The sequence below is a fragment of the Altibacter lentus genome (assembly GCF_000746845.1).
Lineage (GTDB): Bacteria > Bacteroidota > Bacteroidia > Flavobacteriales > Flavobacteriaceae > Altibacter > Altibacter lentus.
This window is the reverse complement of sequence record NZ_KN050846.1, coordinates 1,865,880-1,882,726: the sequence shown is the minus strand read 5'-3', so window position 1 is coordinate 1,882,726 and position 16,847 is coordinate 1,865,880. Positions and strand designations below refer to the sequence as shown.

General features: G+C 43.8%; 16 protein-coding genes. 11 read left to right on the top strand and 5 right to left on the bottom strand.

Annotated elements, in window-relative coordinates:
• Nucleotides 1-61: 61 nt before the first annotated feature.
• From JS40_RS08705 to JS40_RS08695, 3 genes are all read left to right on the top strand, one after another.
• Nucleotides 62-601 carry a 3-hydroxyanthranilate 3,4-dioxygenase gene (locus JS40_RS08705; RefSeq protein WP_034259959.1) on the top strand — a complete coding sequence of 180 codons (540 nt, stop codon included), beginning with the start codon at nucleotides 62-64 and terminating at the stop codon, nucleotides 599-601.
• 93 nt (nucleotides 602-694) lie between these two features.
• A complete protein-coding gene (gene amaB, locus JS40_RS08700; protein WP_034259957.1) occupies nucleotides 695-2,248 on the top strand; it encodes an L-piperidine-6-carboxylate dehydrogenase in 1,554 nt (517 codons plus the stop codon).
• A gap of 91 nt (nucleotides 2,249-2,339) precedes the next feature.
• A complete protein-coding gene (locus tag JS40_RS08695; protein ID WP_034259955.1) occupies nucleotides 2,340-2,711 on the top strand; it encodes a hypothetical protein in 372 nt (123 codons plus the stop codon).
• On the opposite strand, the gene JS40_RS08690 is transcribed toward JS40_RS08695, so the two are convergent.
• From JS40_RS08690 to JS40_RS08670, 5 genes are all read right to left on the bottom strand, one after another.
• Nucleotides 2,708-3,436, bottom strand: a complete 729-nt coding sequence (locus JS40_RS08690) for a metallophosphoesterase (RefSeq protein WP_034259953.1) — start codon at nucleotides 3,434-3,436, stop codon at nucleotides 2,708-2,710. The genes JS40_RS08695 and JS40_RS08690 overlap by 4 nt on opposite strands.
• Complete coding sequence (locus tag JS40_RS08685) at nucleotides 3,433-4,533, bottom strand: TFIIB-type zinc ribbon-containing protein (protein WP_034259951.1); 1,101 nt, start codon at nucleotides 4,531-4,533, stop codon at nucleotides 3,433-3,435. The genes JS40_RS08690 and JS40_RS08685 overlap by 4 nt, the downstream gene beginning before the upstream one ends.
• 110 nt (nucleotides 4,534-4,643) lie before the next feature.
• Nucleotides 4,644-5,777: an SPFH domain-containing protein gene (locus JS40_RS08680; protein ID WP_034259948.1), complete on the bottom strand. Its 1,134-nt coding sequence runs from the start codon at nucleotides 5,775-5,777 to the stop codon at nucleotides 4,644-4,646.
• 57 nt (nucleotides 5,778-5,834) lie between these two features.
• The gene (locus tag JS40_RS08675; protein WP_034259946.1) at nucleotides 5,835-6,971 is read right to left on the bottom strand and encodes an ATP-binding protein; all 1,137 of its coding nucleotides are present in this window, start codon (nucleotides 6,969-6,971) and stop codon (nucleotides 5,835-5,837) included.
• Nucleotides 6,972-7,012: 41 nt separating this feature from the next.
• Complete coding sequence (locus JS40_RS08670; RefSeq protein WP_034259943.1) at nucleotides 7,013-7,774, bottom strand: SDR family NAD(P)-dependent oxidoreductase; 762 nt, start codon at nucleotides 7,772-7,774, stop codon at nucleotides 7,013-7,015.
• A 196-nt stretch (nucleotides 7,775-7,970) separates the two neighbouring features.
• On the opposite strand from JS40_RS08670, the gene JS40_RS08665 reads away from it, so the two are divergent.
• The 8 genes from JS40_RS08665 (at nucleotide 7,971) to JS40_RS08630 (ending at nucleotide 16,842) form a co-directional block, all read left to right on the top strand.
• Nucleotides 7,971-8,360: a carboxypeptidase-like regulatory domain-containing protein gene (locus JS40_RS08665; protein WP_034259940.1), complete on the top strand. Its 390-nt coding sequence runs from the start codon at nucleotides 7,971-7,973 to the stop codon at nucleotides 8,358-8,360.
• A gap of 143 nt (nucleotides 8,361-8,503) precedes the next feature.
• The gene (locus JS40_RS08660; RefSeq protein ID WP_034259939.1) at nucleotides 8,504-9,508 is read left to right on the top strand and encodes an AAA family ATPase; all 1,005 of its coding nucleotides are present in this window, start codon (nucleotides 8,504-8,506) and stop codon (nucleotides 9,506-9,508) included.
• Nucleotides 9,509-9,611: 103 nt separating this feature from the next.
• Complete coding sequence (locus JS40_RS08655) at nucleotides 9,612-10,475, top strand: DUF58 domain-containing protein (RefSeq protein WP_034259936.1); 864 nt, start codon at nucleotides 9,612-9,614, stop codon at nucleotides 10,473-10,475.
• Nucleotides 10,476-12,128 carry a BatD family protein gene (locus JS40_RS08650; RefSeq protein ID WP_051957539.1) on the top strand — a complete coding sequence of 551 codons (1,653 nt, stop codon included), beginning with the start codon at nucleotides 10,476-10,478 and terminating at the stop codon, nucleotides 12,126-12,128.
• Entirely contained in the window at nucleotides 12,128-13,132 is a 1,005-nt protein-coding gene (locus JS40_RS08645) for a vWA domain-containing protein (protein WP_034262288.1), read from the top strand. Before JS40_RS08650 ends, JS40_RS08645 begins: the two co-directional genes overlap by 1 nt.
• 11 nt (nucleotides 13,133-13,143) lie before the next feature.
• Nucleotides 13,144-14,184, top strand: coding sequence for a VWA domain-containing protein (locus JS40_RS08640; protein ID WP_034259934.1), 1,041 nt, complete (start codon nucleotides 13,144-13,146; stop codon nucleotides 14,182-14,184).
• Nucleotides 14,185-14,197: 13 nt separating this feature from the next.
• Entirely contained in the window at nucleotides 14,198-15,064 is an 867-nt protein-coding gene (locus tag JS40_RS08635) for a tetratricopeptide repeat protein (protein WP_034262285.1), read from the top strand.
• Between the two features lie 2 nt (nucleotides 15,065-15,066).
• Nucleotides 15,067-16,842, top strand: coding sequence for a BatD family protein (locus tag JS40_RS08630; RefSeq protein WP_034259931.1), 1,776 nt, complete (start codon nucleotides 15,067-15,069; stop codon nucleotides 16,840-16,842).
• Nucleotides 16,843-16,847: the final 5 nt, after the last annotated feature.

Here is a 16,847-nt window from a genome sequence, read left to right as displayed (position 1 = left end):
ATCATTTCTTTTTCTTTTAAAGCATTTGCCGTATTTTTATGCAACTCATAAATATACGGCTATGGCTATTAAAGGACCTTTCAATTTAAATAAATGGGTAGAAGAAAACCGGGATCTGCTCAAACCTCCTGTAGGTAATAAGAATCTCTATACAGATGCCGGTGACTATATTGTCATGGTCGTGGCCGGACCCAATGCACGGAAGGATTATCACTATAATGAAACGGAAGAACTTTTCTATCAACTGGAAGGAGAGATCGAGGTACATGTGCAGGACGAAGGAAAAAAGCGTACTATGAGGCTTGGCCCCGGAGATATGTATCTACATCCGGCAAAAGTGCCACACTCTCCGGTTCGAAAGGCCAATTCCATTGGCTTAGTAGTAGAAGTTAAACGTGCCGGAACCGATGCCAAGGACGGATTGCTTTGGTTTTGTGATAATTGCAATAACAAACTGTATGAAGTATACTTCCCTTTGGATGATATTGAGAAGGACTTCCTAAAACACTTCAAGAAATTCTACGGCAGCAAAGAGCTGCGCACCTGCGATAATTGTGGTGAAACAATGGAAGCCGACCCGCGATTCACGCAAGACACATAATCCTGCTCAAAGTCCTTCGGTTTCATTTTACAATCTACGGCATATTGTGTACCTTCGCTGCTCACAAAATAGCGAATAAAAAACATACAATTTATGTCAACTGTAGCAACCTCTTTCGGGATTGAAGAAGCCCTGAAACAATTAGGAATTAAAGAAGTAAATAAAGGAACCTCCACCGGGAACGATTGGTTCTCGAACGGAGAAGAAATTGCTTCTTACTCTCCGGTAGATGGGAACTTAATAGGAAAGGTCACCACCACCTCAAAAGACGATTACGAAAAGGTAATGCAAGCGGCAACCTCCGCTTTTAAAACATGGCGTGTCATGCCCGCACCGCAGCGAGGAGAGGTCGTTAGACAATTTGGAGAAGAACTTAGAAGGCTTAAAGAACCTCTTGGTAAACTGGTTTCCTATGAAATGGGGAAAAGCTATCAGGAAGGTCTGGGAGAAGTACAAGAAATGATCGATATCTGTGACTTTGCAGTTGGACTTTCCCGGCAGTTGCACGGGTTAACAATGCATTCTGAACGTCCCGGACACCGCATGTACGAGCAATACCATCCTTTAGGTGTGGTAGGGATCATTTCGGCATTCAACTTTCCCGTAGCAGTATGGGCATGGAATACTGCGCTGGCTTGGATCTGTGGTGATGTTTGTGTTTGGAAACCCTCAGAAAAAGCACCATTGTGTGGTGTTGCTTGCCAAAGGATCGCTGCAAGTGTCTTTAAAAAGAACAACCTTCCGGAAGGTATTTCTTGTTTGATCAATGGCGATTATCGTGTAGGAGAATTTATGACCACCGATAAGCGAATACCCCTTATTTCTGCAACAGGCTCCACCCGAATGGGAAAAATAGTAGGCAGGACCGTTGGTGAGCGTTTAGGGAAATCGTTACTGGAACTAGGAGGTAATAATGCGATTATCGTTACACCCGATGCCGATATAAAGATGACGGTCATTGGTGCTGTCTTTGGCGCCGTGGGAACTGCCGGTCAGCGATGTACTTCAACCCGACGTTTGATCATTCACGAAAGCATCTACGATAAAGTTAAAGACGCAATCGTTGCGGCCTATGGACAATTGCGAATAGGAAATCCTTTGGATGAGAACAACCACGTGGGACCGCTTATCGATACAGATGCGGTGAAGATGTATCAACAAGCATTAGATAAAGTGGTAGAAGAAGGCGGAAATATAGTTGTAGAAGGCGGCGTGCTTCAGGGTGAAGGCTACGAAAGTGGCTGTTATGTAAAACCTGCGATCGCCGAAGCAAAGAACAACTTCAGCATTGTACAGCATGAGACATTTGCTCCTGTATTGTATTTACTGAAATACAGCGGCGATGTTGAGAATGCGCTCGAGATCCAGAATGGAGTGAACCAAGGATTATCCTCCGCTATCATGACCAACAACCTAAGAGAAGCCGAGCGATTCCTTTCGCATGCGGGAAGTGATTGCGGGATCGCAAACGTGAACATTGGAACCTCGGGTGCCGAGATCGGCGGTGCTTTTGGAGGAGAAAAAGAGACCGGTGGCGGACGCGAAAGTGGAAGTGATGCCTGGAAGATCTATATGAGACGCCAAACGAATACTATTAACTATACTACAGAATTACCCCTGGCGCAGGGAATCAAATTCGATCTGTAAAGAATATTTTGGAAAATAGCAATGAAACCGCTTCTTAGGGAGCGGTTTTTTTATACGTTTTAAACTGAAAAAGCGTTCTATTAGGACAAATATGAAACGCGTATATCTCATATTACTTCTTGGTAGCCTTATGGCGTGCTCTAAAAGCAACACCGATGATGCCATTACGTGTACCGAAGAATTCGTCTACGGTTTAAATGTAACGGTACGTGATGCCAATACCGATGTGCTTCTTACCGATGCTGAGGTTACCGTACAGGCACAAGACAATGATTATAATGAAATGCTGGAGTTCAATGCAGTTGTCTTCTTGGGAGCGGGCGAGCGACCCGGAACATACACATTAACTGTGGCAGGGATTAATTATGAAACTTTTATTAGCGACCCCGTTGCCATTGCCCTTACAGAGGACGAATGTCATGTGGTGCCTCAAGCCATTGAATTACGCATACAGCCCAATTAATTTCTTCCTTCTTCTTCAGGGTACAGCTTCCAGACAGGATCGCTTTGCCAGACTTCTTTTGTCGTCACATCCATAACAGATAACGGTCCTTTGAAGGCCGCACCGGTATCTATGTTCCACACATTGGCAAAGCGCAACGGCTGGGTCGAACCCATTCGGGTAGTAGGCGTATGGCCAATGTAGATCTCGGAGAATAATTTTAAGCGCTTCGGATAGCGATCGGATTCCGGGTGGATGTTAGGATCTAAAGAAGAGGCCATTTCCCAAAGTGTGCGATCCCAATAGACCGTATTGGGATAATACTCATGCTCTGGGCCGTGCAAATTTGTGAACCCGGCGTGAAGAAATAATCTGTTCTCTCTATCAACCCAGTAATTCCGAAGGTCTTCTAAAAATGCAATATGTTTTTTTATGGTTGCGTCGGAAAGATTTGCATAGCTTTTTTTACTGGATTCGCCTCCATGGAGTAACCACGTTGGATTGTTGTCGTCGTGCTTCAGAAAATTGTATAACAATTCGTCATGATTTCCTCGCAGGAAAAGACAGCTGTGTTTTTCGGCAAGATCGATCAAAAAGGAAATTGTTTCCGAAGATTCACTCCAGCCATCCACATAATCACCCACAAAAATGAGTTCATCTACCCGAGAGAGCTTTACCCTTTCCAGTACTTGTTCCAATGCGCGTAATCCTCCGTGTATATCTCCAACAACCAGTGTTCTCATCATTGTAAAAATAATACAATGAGTGCAAGAACAAAAAGGATAGCAAGCACAAAAAAGAATATTTTCCAGAAGGAATACGGCCGTTGTCCCGAAAGTACGCCGGATTGCCCATTTACGAAGAAATTGTAGCGTTTGCCTTTATATCTATACGCACTTATATACACGGGAAGCAGAATGTGTTTAAAGGTTTCTTCGCTTAGCGTCATGTTCAAGGAAGATACTTGTTGTGTATCGCCGCCAATATCACGTCGTACCCAACGGTGAGCGATCTTCTTTGCCTCTTCATTAGATTCAACATGGCCTTCCAATAAGGGGATGGTGTATTTTTCGGTGACAAAACCTGCGAGGTAACTGCTGTCGAAATCCTGTAATTTACTAAGGTCCCATCGGGCGATCTTTTGCGGGATTACCCCACTGCGTTGTTGAGAGGCCTTAATGAGGGTGTCGTCCACAAATCCGCTGACATTTCCCGAAACCGGAGTCCATCGTGTGCGTCTTTCCTGTCGCATACGCGTCACCGTTTTTCCATTCACCGTGGTTGTATACGGAACACTCACATAATAGTAGTCGCCTCGCTGACCGCTATATTGGGCATAGAGCTGCGCATCAAAGGTCCAGTAGGGCGCATACAGACCTTTGGTATTTTGAGGATCGATCGCAGCTTTTTTAAGATTGTTAGGGGCAAACCAAAGGCCGTCTACCCATTTTTTAAAACGGCGATGGGCTTCCTGTTGGTCGATTTGAAACGGTAAGACCGCACCGGGAACGATCCAGTCTTCCTTGTACATATCCTCAATGATGAGCGGGGTACTGCAATACACACAATGCAGCGATTTATAATTTTCTTCCACATGTTGGTTAGCGCCGCAATTCTTACAGTGCAACATGGTGATGGTTTCGCTGTGTGAGGCTGTTCCCAAAGCTTCCAGATAAGGTTTCAATTCCAGCTCTTCAAAACCGCTTTCGGAAGGAGGGATCTGTTGTGTATGCCCGCAGTAAGCACACTCCAGTTCTGTGGTACCGGGGGCATATACCAGTTCTGCACCGCAATTGATGCAGGATTTCTTAAGCTCTGATTTTTGTAAAGGAGTGTCTTGCATTTACTTTTTAGAGAACGTCTCCGCAGGCATCATGGATAGGTAAACAAATGATTGTATCACGTTTGTGATTCCTACCCAATATGCCTTTGGAACAGTATAACCATCAATTATTATCCCGGTAGGGGCGGTGGCGTATTTCCGCCCAAGAAAGCTTTCAGTTCTTCCACTTCGCTTAACGCTGTCCAGTTTTGCATTCCCTGTTTCCACACAAGCGTATCTTTATTCACGGTGCGGTTGGCGAATAAAGTTTTTAATTGTTCAAAAGAGACAGGCCCGGCCTGCTGGCCGTTGCTGGCATAGTAGTATTGCACCGAAGCCGGCATTGGCGGCGGCATAGCGCCCCCTTGTTGCATGGGAACTTGTTGTTGCCCTCCTATTTGCGGGTTCATCATTCCACCCATTTGCTGTGCGAGCACGAACCCCATCCCCATACCCATTCCGGCGCCGGCGGTTCCTCCTTCGTTTGCAGCTGCAGCCTCGATCGCCTTAGCGGTTTTAAATTTGGTCAATTTGTCAAGATCCAGCTTGTCGATACGGCTGTATTCAAAGATCTCCTTTTTGAGATCTTCGGGCATGGAAACATTTTCGATGTAGAATTTTTCCAGTGAAATACCAACACTCTTAAATTCCGGTTGCATCACTTCTTTGCAGGTTTCGGAAAGTTCGGTTGTATTTGCCGCGTAAAGTTCGATGGGCAGATTGGCTTGGCCTACTGTATCTGTGAAACGAGTGGCGATCAAACTCTTTAAATGTTCATTGATCTCAAAATTGGTAAAGTTATTGTCGGTACCAACAATGTCGACGATAAATTTACCTGCATCGTCAATTCGGAAGGCGTAGGTTCCAAAGGCCCGTATTTCAACCAAACCGAAGCGTTCATCCTGAAGTGTAATTGGGTTCTTTGTCCCCCACTTTTCATCTGTGAAGAGGTGAGTGTTTACAAAGTAAACTTCTGCTTTGAACGGACTGTCAAAACCGTATTTCCAACCTTTAAGCGTGGTTAGGATAGGAAGGTTTTGAGTGTTCAACGTATAGGTACCCGGTTTAAAGACATCGGCAAGTTGTCCTTCGTTCACAAAAACGGCCGTCTGTCCTTCACGGACTATAAGTTTAGCGTTGTTCTTTATTTCGTTCTGGTAGCGTTCAAAGCGATGACAAATCGTGTCATCGGTATAATCCAGCCACTCAATGATATCAATAAATTCGTGACTTAATTTTTCTTTGATCTTGTCGAAAATGCCCATGAGAGTCTTGCTTTTAAAGTTGGTGATTAAAGATAGGAAATTTCAATGCAACAAAGGTTAACTGTACTTTACCTTCCGAAGGATTCGAACTGTTTCCTTAAACGATTGGTATACATTTCCATTAATTTGTTTCAAATAATCTTTGGCTTCGTATAATTTTTCCTTGGCATCGCTAAAATCATTCAGATAACATATAAGATAGGTTGCCGGTAAACTTTGCAGATCTTTCTCTTCGGAAGGAGATAAAGGTATCTTCTTCTGAAGCTTCCGAAGCAAGGCATTGTTTGCATTGTAGATGTGAAACAGGGTTTTCTTGTTAAAGCGCGGGGGTTCAAAAATAAGTTTGGAGTCGATCTGGTGCGAACCGTTTTCTTTGAAGGTTATTGTCACCTCTTCCAAAGGATAGTATTTAAATTGATTGTTCAAGCCTAAGTGAACATACTCTGTGATCTTGAACTCGTCTTCAGAATAGACAATACTCACCTCATCCAATGCCGAATAGAACAGTCGAACCTGCTCATTGATCAATTCTATGTCTACTCTGGAGTAATAGGTGTTCTCTTTTACCTGTTTTGTGTAACCTGCCCAGCACACCACAAAAAGCTCTTTAAACACTTTGTAATGCGATTCCAGGTCGGCATGACGATGATTAATGAAATCGATGACCCCATCAAGTGTTAGTTCGATGTTGTTTTGTGCATTGGTCTCTATAGAGTTCACGATCTCGGAATTGACGTCCTCGATCACAATGTCAAAATTTTTTGGCATTGAGATACTGCCATCACGTAAAAAAATGGAGCCGCCCCAATACTTCCAAATATTCTTGCGCAACGAGGTAATTTTTCCGTTGGGTCGTATCGTGACCAATCCAACCACTTTGTCTTCGGGCAAATGAGGAAAGGCAACATTTTCGTAGACTATTAATGGCGCATGGGTAAGGTACGCATTAACCAGGTTTTGGATCTTACTATCGTCAAAGAAATCCACGCCACGGATCTCGTTGGTCTCATCCTCGACCCCAATTACTATGTACGAATTGTTCTTTGGGTTACTATTGCTTAATGCACAAATATGCTTTAAAAACTTCGCCTTGCCTTCTTTGCTTCCCAGATCGATGCTTCGCTTCTTGTCATAAAAACTGCTCTCATCGTTATGAGCAAGTAGATTTTTAATTAAGAGGCGTTTGTTGATCATTGGAAATATGTGTTTACTCGCTGCAGCGTAACATTTAAAAGTTATTCTTGCCGCTTATTTACAATTGTGCTACTGGCCTGGTCCAGACACATTACGGTAAGATCTGCGATGTTGACGTGAGGTGGTCGGGTGATTGCAAACCAAATAACTTCAGCAATGTCTTCTGCTTGTAAGGGCGTAAATCCTTTGTAAACATTTTCGGCGCGTGACGTATTTCCCTTGAACCGTACTTCGCTGAACTCGGTCGCTACCAAACCCGGATTGATAGCCCCTACCTTTATTCCTGTACCATTGAGATCTAACCGCATCCCTTGATTAATGGCATCCACCGCATGTTTGCTTGCACAGTATACATTGCCTTTGGGATACACCTCTTTCCCGGCGGTAGACCCGATATTGATAATATGGCCTGTACCTCGTTCGATCATTTTCGGGAGGATAGCCTTGCTTACATAAAGCAATCCCTTTACATTAATATCCAGCATAGCGTCCCAATCTTCTGTATTCCCATCCTGAATGGGATCAAGCCCGTGTGCGTTTCCCGCATTGTTGATAAGGAAATCTATTTCTGAAAAAGGATGCGGAAGGGACCCTAGCAATTCAAAAACGTCGTTTTTATTACGAACATCGAAAGACAGAAGATGAACCTGAGTGTGTTTGCCCACTTCTGAAGCGATCTCTTTTAAACGGTCTGTGCGTCTCCCACAGAGAATTAGATGTACACCATTTCTGGCAAAGAGCCGGGCGGTCGCAAGACCAATTCCCGATGTGGCTCCCGTGATAAGTGCTGTTTTATGTTTCATGCTCAATTTTTTCCTAAATGTAAAATTTCTTTAACATTTTTTAAAGTTAATTGGCAGTTAAATGCAGAGTTAATCATTGTTAACGACCGAGCGATAAACCCCATATGGAGTTAATTTTATACCTGTCTTGCTGTTGTAGCGAAGATTATGAAGATCACAATGACGGGATAACACCCATAACCTAAAAGATAAAGCCATGAAATTTATATTCAACCTTATAGCACTTACATTTATTGTAGTTGCGGTAAATGTATTCGACTTTGCAAAAAGTGAATTTCTTTCAGAAGAAGATAATAGCATAGAGCGAGTACCAGCTAATGAAGAGGACACTCCCACAGACGGAGCCATTTTGGGAAGCATAATAGCGCCCGATGCTCAGGTTGTGATCAAAGGTTCCAACGGGGAAGAGAAAATTATTGGAATGGCCGATTCCAACGGAGAATTCTTTATTAATGGATTCGATGCGGGAATCTACGACATCATCATAAAAGCACTCTCAAAAGATGAAATAAAGACCTATACTTTTAAAGACGTAGAAATTCGCACCGGAGAAGTTACCGCACTAGGAACCGTAACTTTGGAATAACAATAGGAAATACTAAGAAGACAAGGGGAAATAACATATTTCCCCTTTATTTATTTTAACCAATTATTAACAGGATTTTTATACAGAAATCTCCAATTTGCGTGGTTGTTAGAAACCAGATATATACCGCTAGATTTTTGAGTATGGAACAAACAAATACTGCCATGGATATTGGCGCATTGAATGAGAAAATTGAGAAGGAAAGTGCTTTTGTCGACATCCTGTCCTTAGAGATCAACAAAGTAATTATAGGTCAAAAACACATGGTGGAGCGATTGCTCATCGGTTTGCTTGGTCAAGGTCATATCCTGCTGGAAGGAGTACCCGGGCTGGCAAAGACTTTAGCAATTAACAGTCTGTCCAAAGCTGTACACGGCTCGTTCAGTCGCATCCAGTTTACGCCCGATCTGCTTCCCGCAGATGTGGTGGGAACTTTGATCTACAATATGAAGCTCAATGACTTCAGCATAAAGAAAGGACCCATTTTTGCCAATTTTGTACTTGCCGACGAGATCAACCGTGCTCCTGCGAAGGTACAATCGGCCTTACTTGAGGCCATGCAGGAGAAACAGGTTACCATAGGGGAGACCACATTTACCTTAGACAGGCCTTTTCTTGTAATGGCAACTCAAAACCCCATTGAACAGGAAGGAACCTATCCCTTGCCCGAAGCGCAAGTAGACAGATTCATGTTGAAAACGGTCATTAAATATCCACAGATAGCCGAAGAGCAACTTATTATTCGCCAAAATCTAAAGGAAGGATATGAGACCATAAATCCGGTAGTAACACTCGAACAAATAAAAAGAGCACAGGCATCGGTTCGTGAGGTCTATATGGATGAAAAAATTGAAAAATACATTCTCGATATCATTTTTGCGACACGTACTCCCGAAAATTATAGGCTCTCCGACCTGAAACCACTTATTAGTTTTGGGGCTTCTCCTCGGGGAAGTATCAATCTGGCCATGGCTGCAAAATGCTATGCCTTCATAAAACGCCGCGGATACGTGATTCCCGAAGATGTTCGTGCCGTTGTTCACGATGTATTACGTCACCGTATAGGGATCACCTATGAAGCTGAAGCAGAGAATATCACTTCGGAAGACATCATCAATAAGATCGTAAACGAGATCGAAGTACCGTAGCAGGTAATTCAAGACCGGACTTCGGCAGGCAGTTTTTCCAATTGCTATTTTATGATGGATTATAGAACCACCAATAAGCACCTCCAACCGCTTACGAAAGAAAATGGACACGAAAGAGCTTCTTAAAAAAGTACGAAAGATCGAGATCAAAACACGTCGGCTTAGCGACCACGTCTTTGGTGGCGAGTATCACAGTACCTTTAAGGGGCGAGGGATGACCTTTAGCGAAGTGCGGCAGTATCAGTTTGGAGACGATGTGCGCAATATAGACTGGAATGTAACGGCACGTTATAACGAGCCCTTTGTAAAGGTCTTCGAAGAGGAGCGGGAACTTACCATGATGCTCTTGGCCGACATTAGCGGTTCTGAATTCTTCGGAACGGATACGCAGTTTAAAAATGAGATCGTAACCGAAATCGCCGCTACCCTTGCATTTTCTGCAATGCAGAACAATGACAAAATAGGACTTATCCTGTTTTCAGATACCATAGAATTGTTCATTCCTCCTAAAAAAGGAAAGTCGCATGTCCTGCGTATCATACGGGAACTACTGGAGTTCAAACCTCAAAGCAAAAAGACCGACCTCGCTCAGGCACTTAAGTATTTAACAAACGTGATGAAAAAAAAGGCCATTGTGTTTGTTCTGTCCGATTTCATTACCGATGGTTATAAGGACACCTTAAAGATCGTGGCGGGCAAACATGATGTTACCGGGATACGCGTTTATGACAAGCATGAGGAGTTCATTCCTAATCTAGGGATGGTGAACATGCGGGATGAAGAGACCGGAGAACACCTTTGGGTGAATACTGCGTCTAAAGCCGTACGCAATTCTTATTACACTTATCACAGAGATCGCGTAGCGTATTTTGAAGACGCTTTTCTGAAAAGTGGCGCAGGTGCATTGAGTTGCCGGGTAGATGAAAGTTATGTAAAAAAATTATTAGGCTATTTCAAGCGACGCTAAATGACAAGAGGAACACTCCATATAAAACATGAATTGTCCCGAAACATCCTTCGGGCTTTCTTATGTGTCCTTCTGTGGATCACGGCACAAAATGTTTCGGCTCAAGTTCGGTCTTCTGTAGATAGCACTTCCATTAAAATAGGCGAGGAGATTCAATACACCATCGAAGTGGTTGCAGACACCACCGATCTGGTGGTATTTCCCAAAGGACAAACCTTCCTGCCCTTGGAGGTGATTGAATCCTATAAGATCGACACTACTTACGAACAGGCAAAATACAGGCTCATAAAAAAGTATGGACTTACCCAATTCGATTCGGGATCGTATACCATACCTCCACAGCGGGTGGTTATTAACGAAAGGACAGCTGCAACCGACTCCCTTCGTATTGAAGTTCGGGATGTTGCGGTAGATACCACCCAGCAAAAGATGTTCGACATCAAACCGGCCATGGATGTAGCAGATGCACCCTACGATTTTCTGAAAGTCTTGTATTGGCTGCTTCCGTTTTTACTTTTACTTGCGGTTTTGGGCTATGTGTTCTTCCGAAGAAAAAAAAGGAAAGAGGCCGAAGTAAAACAACTTCCTCCGTATGAAGAGGCAATCGTAGCTTTAAAAGCGTTGGATCATTCCGATCTTCTGAAGCAAAACAGATCCAAAGAATACTATTCGCAACTTACCGAGATCGTTAAGCGGTATCTCGATCGGGAAGTAGATGATGCGGCTCTGGAAAGTACGAGTGACGAGCTGATCGCGCGCCTTCAGTTGCACAAGGATGCAGGACATTTTGATTTCGACACTGAAACGATCAAGCATCTGGATGACGTATTAAAACGAGCCGATCTTGTAAAGTTTGCGAAGATGCAACAAGCTACGGGACAAGCCGAAGCCGACAGGAAAACGATAGAATCTATCATTACCGAGACCCATGAGGTGATCCCTGAACCTTCGGAAGAAGAACTGCTGCGCAACGAGGCCTATGCCGAGGCTGCAAGAAAAGAAGCGAGATCCAGAAAGAGAAAACGACTTATTGGGATTGCTGTCATGGTAGTCTTGGTGACCATCACGGTGAGTGGAGTTACACAGGGATGGGGAACCATGTGGGAAAACCTCTTTGGTACTGAAATGAGCGAACTGGCCAAGGGGCGGTGGATAAAAAGTGAGTATGGCAACCCTGCTGTCATTATAGAAACACCGGAGGTATTGGTTCGTAAAGAACTGTCTGTACCCGATGAGGTGAAGGATGTCGTGAGTGCTTCTCAGTATTTTGAGTTTGGCAACAAAGATGTTTTCTATATTTCTGTAAACACAACTACTTACAATTCAAAAATGATAGAAGATGAGGACATGGATCTGGATGTGGCCTTAGAAGGGGGGTTAAAAGGAATCGAAGCTCTGGGAGGGATCAATATTGTCACCAAGACCGAAGAATTTTCCACAGATAAAGGCATCACAGGACTTAAGGCATACGGCGAATTTGAATTATCGGATAAAAAGGATAAGAAAATTGAATACGAAATGCTGTTGTTCAAACAAAACAAGGGACTGCAGATCATTACGATAATCTATGAGAAGGATCTCAAACATGCCGAAAAGATGAAAGAACGCATCGTGCGATCTGTAGAACTAGAAATTATGGAGGGAGCGTCATGATGGGGAATAATTTCGAGTTTGTAAATCCGCAGTTCTTTTGGCTTTTATTGCTTCTGCCTTTATTGATAGGATGGTATCTATGGAAGCGTAAACAGCAAAATGCAGCTTTACATATTTCAAGCATCAAAGGGTTTAAAACCAGTAAAAATTGGCTTGCACGACTGCGACCCTTGCTTTTCATTCTTAGAATGATCGCCTTGGCCGCCATCATCATTGCCATGACCCGCCCTAGAACAGTGGACGAGTCTACCCGCATAAAGACCACCAAAGGAATTGATATTGTCATTGCCATTGATGTTTCTGCGAGTATGTTGGCCAGAGACCTGCGGCCTAATCGGCTGGAAGCTCTAAAGACAGTCGCTGCTAGATTTATCAATGACCGCCCCAACGACCGTATAGGCTTGGTAGAATACGCGGGCGAAAGTTTTACAAAGACGCCCTTAACCAGTGACAAGAGCATTGTACTTTCGTCTTTAAGCAGTATAAAGTATAATACCATAATAGAGGGCGGAACTGCCATTGGAATGGGACTGGGAACCGCAGTGAACCGTTTAAAAGATAGTCGTGCTAAAAGCAAGGTCATCATTCTTCTCACCGATGGAGTGAATAACAGCGGGGTGATCGATCCAAAGATCGCTAGCGAATTGGCTGTTGAATTTGGTATAAAAGTGTACACAATTGGATTGGGGACCAACGGCATGGCCCAGTCTCCCATCGGGATCCGGCCAGACGGCAGCTTTCAATACGGTAGCGTACAGGTGGAGATCGATGAAGAACTTTTAAAGGAAATAGCCAAAACCACGGGGGGACAGTATTTTAGAGCAACAAGTACTTCCAAACTGGAGGAGATCTACGAAGAGATCAATAAATTAGAAAAGACAGATATAGAGGAATTCAAATACCGTAACTACGACGAAAAATTTAGACCATTGGCCCTGTTAGCCTTTGGATTGCTGTTTTTTGAACTGTTGTTGCGCTACACGATTTTCCGAAGTTTTATTTAAATGAAAAGAAAGTGTATCAATTAGACGCATCCGCATACTTTTATTTGCTAGCCGCTATTCCTGTGGTGGTTCTGCTATTTTTGTTGGTGCTTTTATGGAAGCGAAATACACAACGAAAATTTGCAGACCCCACCTTATTGCAGAAATTGAGCCCGAACAAATCAGTGTTTAAGTCGGTGTTAAAAGTACTTATGGTTTGTTTAGCCCTTGTCTGCCTCAGTTTTGCTTTGGTAAACCCTAAAGTGGGGACGAAGCTGGAAACAGTAAAGAGAGCAGGAGTGGATGTGGTCTTTGCACTGGATGTCTCCAAAAGTATGCTGGCAGAGGACATTGCCCCCAACCGTTTGGAAAAATCAAAGCAACTTGTCACTCAGATCATCAATAGTTTGGCCGGAGATCGTATTGGGATCATTGGCTATGCTGGAAGCGCATTTCCGCAAGTGCCCATCACAACCGATTTCTCTTCAGCGAAGCTGTTCTTGTCCTCCATGAATACCGATATGGTCTCTTCACAAGGGACGGCCATCAATGAAGCGATCGAAATGGCCCAGACCTACTATAATGATGAAGAACAGACCAACCGCGTACTCTTTATTATTAGCGACGGGGAAGATCACGAAGGCAATGTGACCGGTATCGCAGAAGAAGCAGCGGCTATGGGGATACGAATCTATACCATTGGCGTGGGAACGGTGGAAGGCGGCCCCATCCCGATCAAACGAAACGGTACGCTACAGTACTATAAGAGGGACGAAAATAACGAACAGGTGATTACTAGACTAGGGGAAGCAACGCTTAAGGAGATCGCGGCAGAAGCAGACGGAGAATATATTGACGGCAGCAACACCAAGGAAGTGGTTGACACAGTGACAGCAATTCTTAACGGAATGGACAAAAAGGAATTTGAAGCCAAGCAATTCACCGATTTCAAGGACCAATTTCAGTGGTTTTTGGGAGGGGCATTATTTTTGCTGTTACTGGATGTACTGTTTCTAGAACGTAAGACAGCATGGGTAAGGAAACTGAATTTATTCAATGAAAAGAAATCCTAAAATAATAAGAAGTATGTTTTTTTCTGAAAAACGATCCGGGCGAAGCCTGTTCTTTTTCTTCGGAATGTTCTTCATGACATTTTATGGAGCGGCGCAAGTAGATAAAGAAGAGCAAAAATTGGTGCGAGCGTCACAAGAGTTTTTAAGCGAAGCCTCCAAAAATATGAAGGAGGATAATTTTCCAATGGCCGAAGCAGACTATCGCAAAGCGATTGCTTTGAATCCTGTAGATGAAACCGGAAAATACAATCTGGGGAACGCATACTACAACAAAGCCTTTAATTCGGAAGCTATGAACCGCTTCAAACAAGCGGCATCGGTTGCGACCACCAAACCCGAAAAACACAAAGCATTCCATAATCTGGGGAACACGTTTATGAACGCCAAACAATATAAGGAAGCTGTGGAAGCGTATAAGAATGCGTTGCGCAATAATCCTTCCGATGATGAAACGCGCTATAATCTGGCCCTTGCAAAAAAGATGCTCGAGGAAGAACAAAAGAATGGTGGCGGGGACGATGATAATAAAGAAGATAATAAGGACCAACAGGACCAGGAGAATAAGGACAACAAGGATGATCAAGGGAAAGATCAAGAAGGAGACGACAGCGAAGATAAGAAGGAGCAGGACAAAGGCGATCAAAAAGACGAAAATAAAGACGGGGAGGATAAGGAAGATAAAGGAAAACCCGAACAACCTAAGGATGGTGAGGGAGAAAAAGAACAGCCACAGCAGCAACAGCCGGTTCCCGGACAACTTTCCCCACAACAAATAAAGAACTTGTTGGAAGCAATGAACAACGAAGAGAAAAAGGTCCAGGACAAGATCAATGCAACAAAGCAAAAAGGAGCAAAAGTAAAATCGAATAAAGATTGGTAGTGATGAAGATCAAAAAAGGTATCTACATTCTATTTTTCCTCCTTAGCTGCGGAATGCTTCAGGCACAGGTGCAGTTTGAGACCAAGGTGAGTAAGACACGTCTCGGGATCAATGAGCGGCTGCGTGTAGATTTCGAAATGAATCAGGACGGGGATAATTTCAACCCACCCAACTTTCAAGGTTTTCGCGTCGTGGGAGGTCCTAATCAGGCGATTAGTAATTCCTATATCAACGGGAAACGAAGCTACTCCAAAACATACTCTTATTTTCTATCACCACAATCCAAAGGAACCTTTACCATAGGTCAGGCCACAATCGAGATCGATGGAGAGACCTACAAAACAACCCCGGTTCGGGTGGAGGTGACGGCGGCGGTAGAAGTACCAAAGGACGGTAATAACGCCGAATATGTAGCGAGTGAAAACGTACACTTGGTCGCAGAGGTGAGTAATTCTAACCCCTATCTCAATGAAGCGATCACTGTAACCTATAAAATGTATGTCTCCCACGATGTGAGTATTACCAGCAGCTGGCGAGAGATCGATACGCCCAAGTACGCCGATTTTTGGAGTCAGAATATCGACAACCAGGGAAATTTCAAGATATACGAAGGCAAATACGAAGGAAAGGATTACCGCTATGTGATTCTAAGAACCACGGTGCTGTATCCGCAAAAAACCGGAAAACTCGATATCGAACCGCTTACGCTGGACGTGCCCATAGACGTGCAGAGCAACAGACGTGATCTTTTTGGACGTCGTTTGATGACGCGAGTCAACAAGACCATCTCTGCCGGAAACCGAACCATTAATGTAAAACCCTTGCCTCTTGAAGGTCGTCCAGACACCTTTACCGGTGCCGTGGGGACCTATAATTTTAATGTAAGCGCTAACAAGACCACCTTAGATGCTACTGAATCTCTGGAACTCACAGTAAAAGTTTCGGGAGAAGGAAATATCAAGTTGTTTGATTTTCCTAGTCTGAAACTCCCTTCGGCGCTGGAAGTGTATGAGCCGGAACGTTCGGAGAATGTACGCACGACCGCTTCGGGCATGAGTGGAAGTATTAGTGAGGTCTATACGGTCGTTCCCCAGTTCAAAGGCAATTATCCTATTCGGCCTATTACTTTTTCGTATTTCGATCCGAATACGCAGCAGTATACCACGCTTTCTTCCGAAGAGATCGTACTCAATGTGGAGAATGGACCGCTCACGGCCGGAGGCACCACTCCTTCTGAAGGGAACAATGGAAAAAAACCCGTGGTGCTTTCAAAAGAACAGTTTAAGTACATACAGCTTTCTGCGAATTTGCAGCCTATGAACGAGACCCCTTATTTTAAGTCTTTGTTATTCTGGTTGCTGCTGGGAGGCCCCTTATTGTTGATTCCAATATTTATCCTTATCGGCAAAAGACGCAGTGCACGCTTACAGGATGTAGAGGGCAATCGCTTAAGGAAAGCAGATCGTCTTGCCAAAAAATACCTCGCTGAAGCTAAGAAGCACATGCAGGATAAGGCGGTGTTTTATGAAGCCATGGAACGAGCACTTCACAATTACCTTAAAGCAAAACTCAATATTGAAACAGCCGAGATGTCTAAAGACAGGATCGCTCAATTATTGGAGGAACGAAATGTTTCAGGGACAACCATTTCGAGCTTCAGAGAATTGCTTAAAAGTTGTGAATTTGCACGATACACACCGGCTTCCAGTGGCACGATTCAACAAGATTACAATAAGGCGGTGGAAACACTTTCAGAAATTGATAAACAAATTCAGTAAAGAGG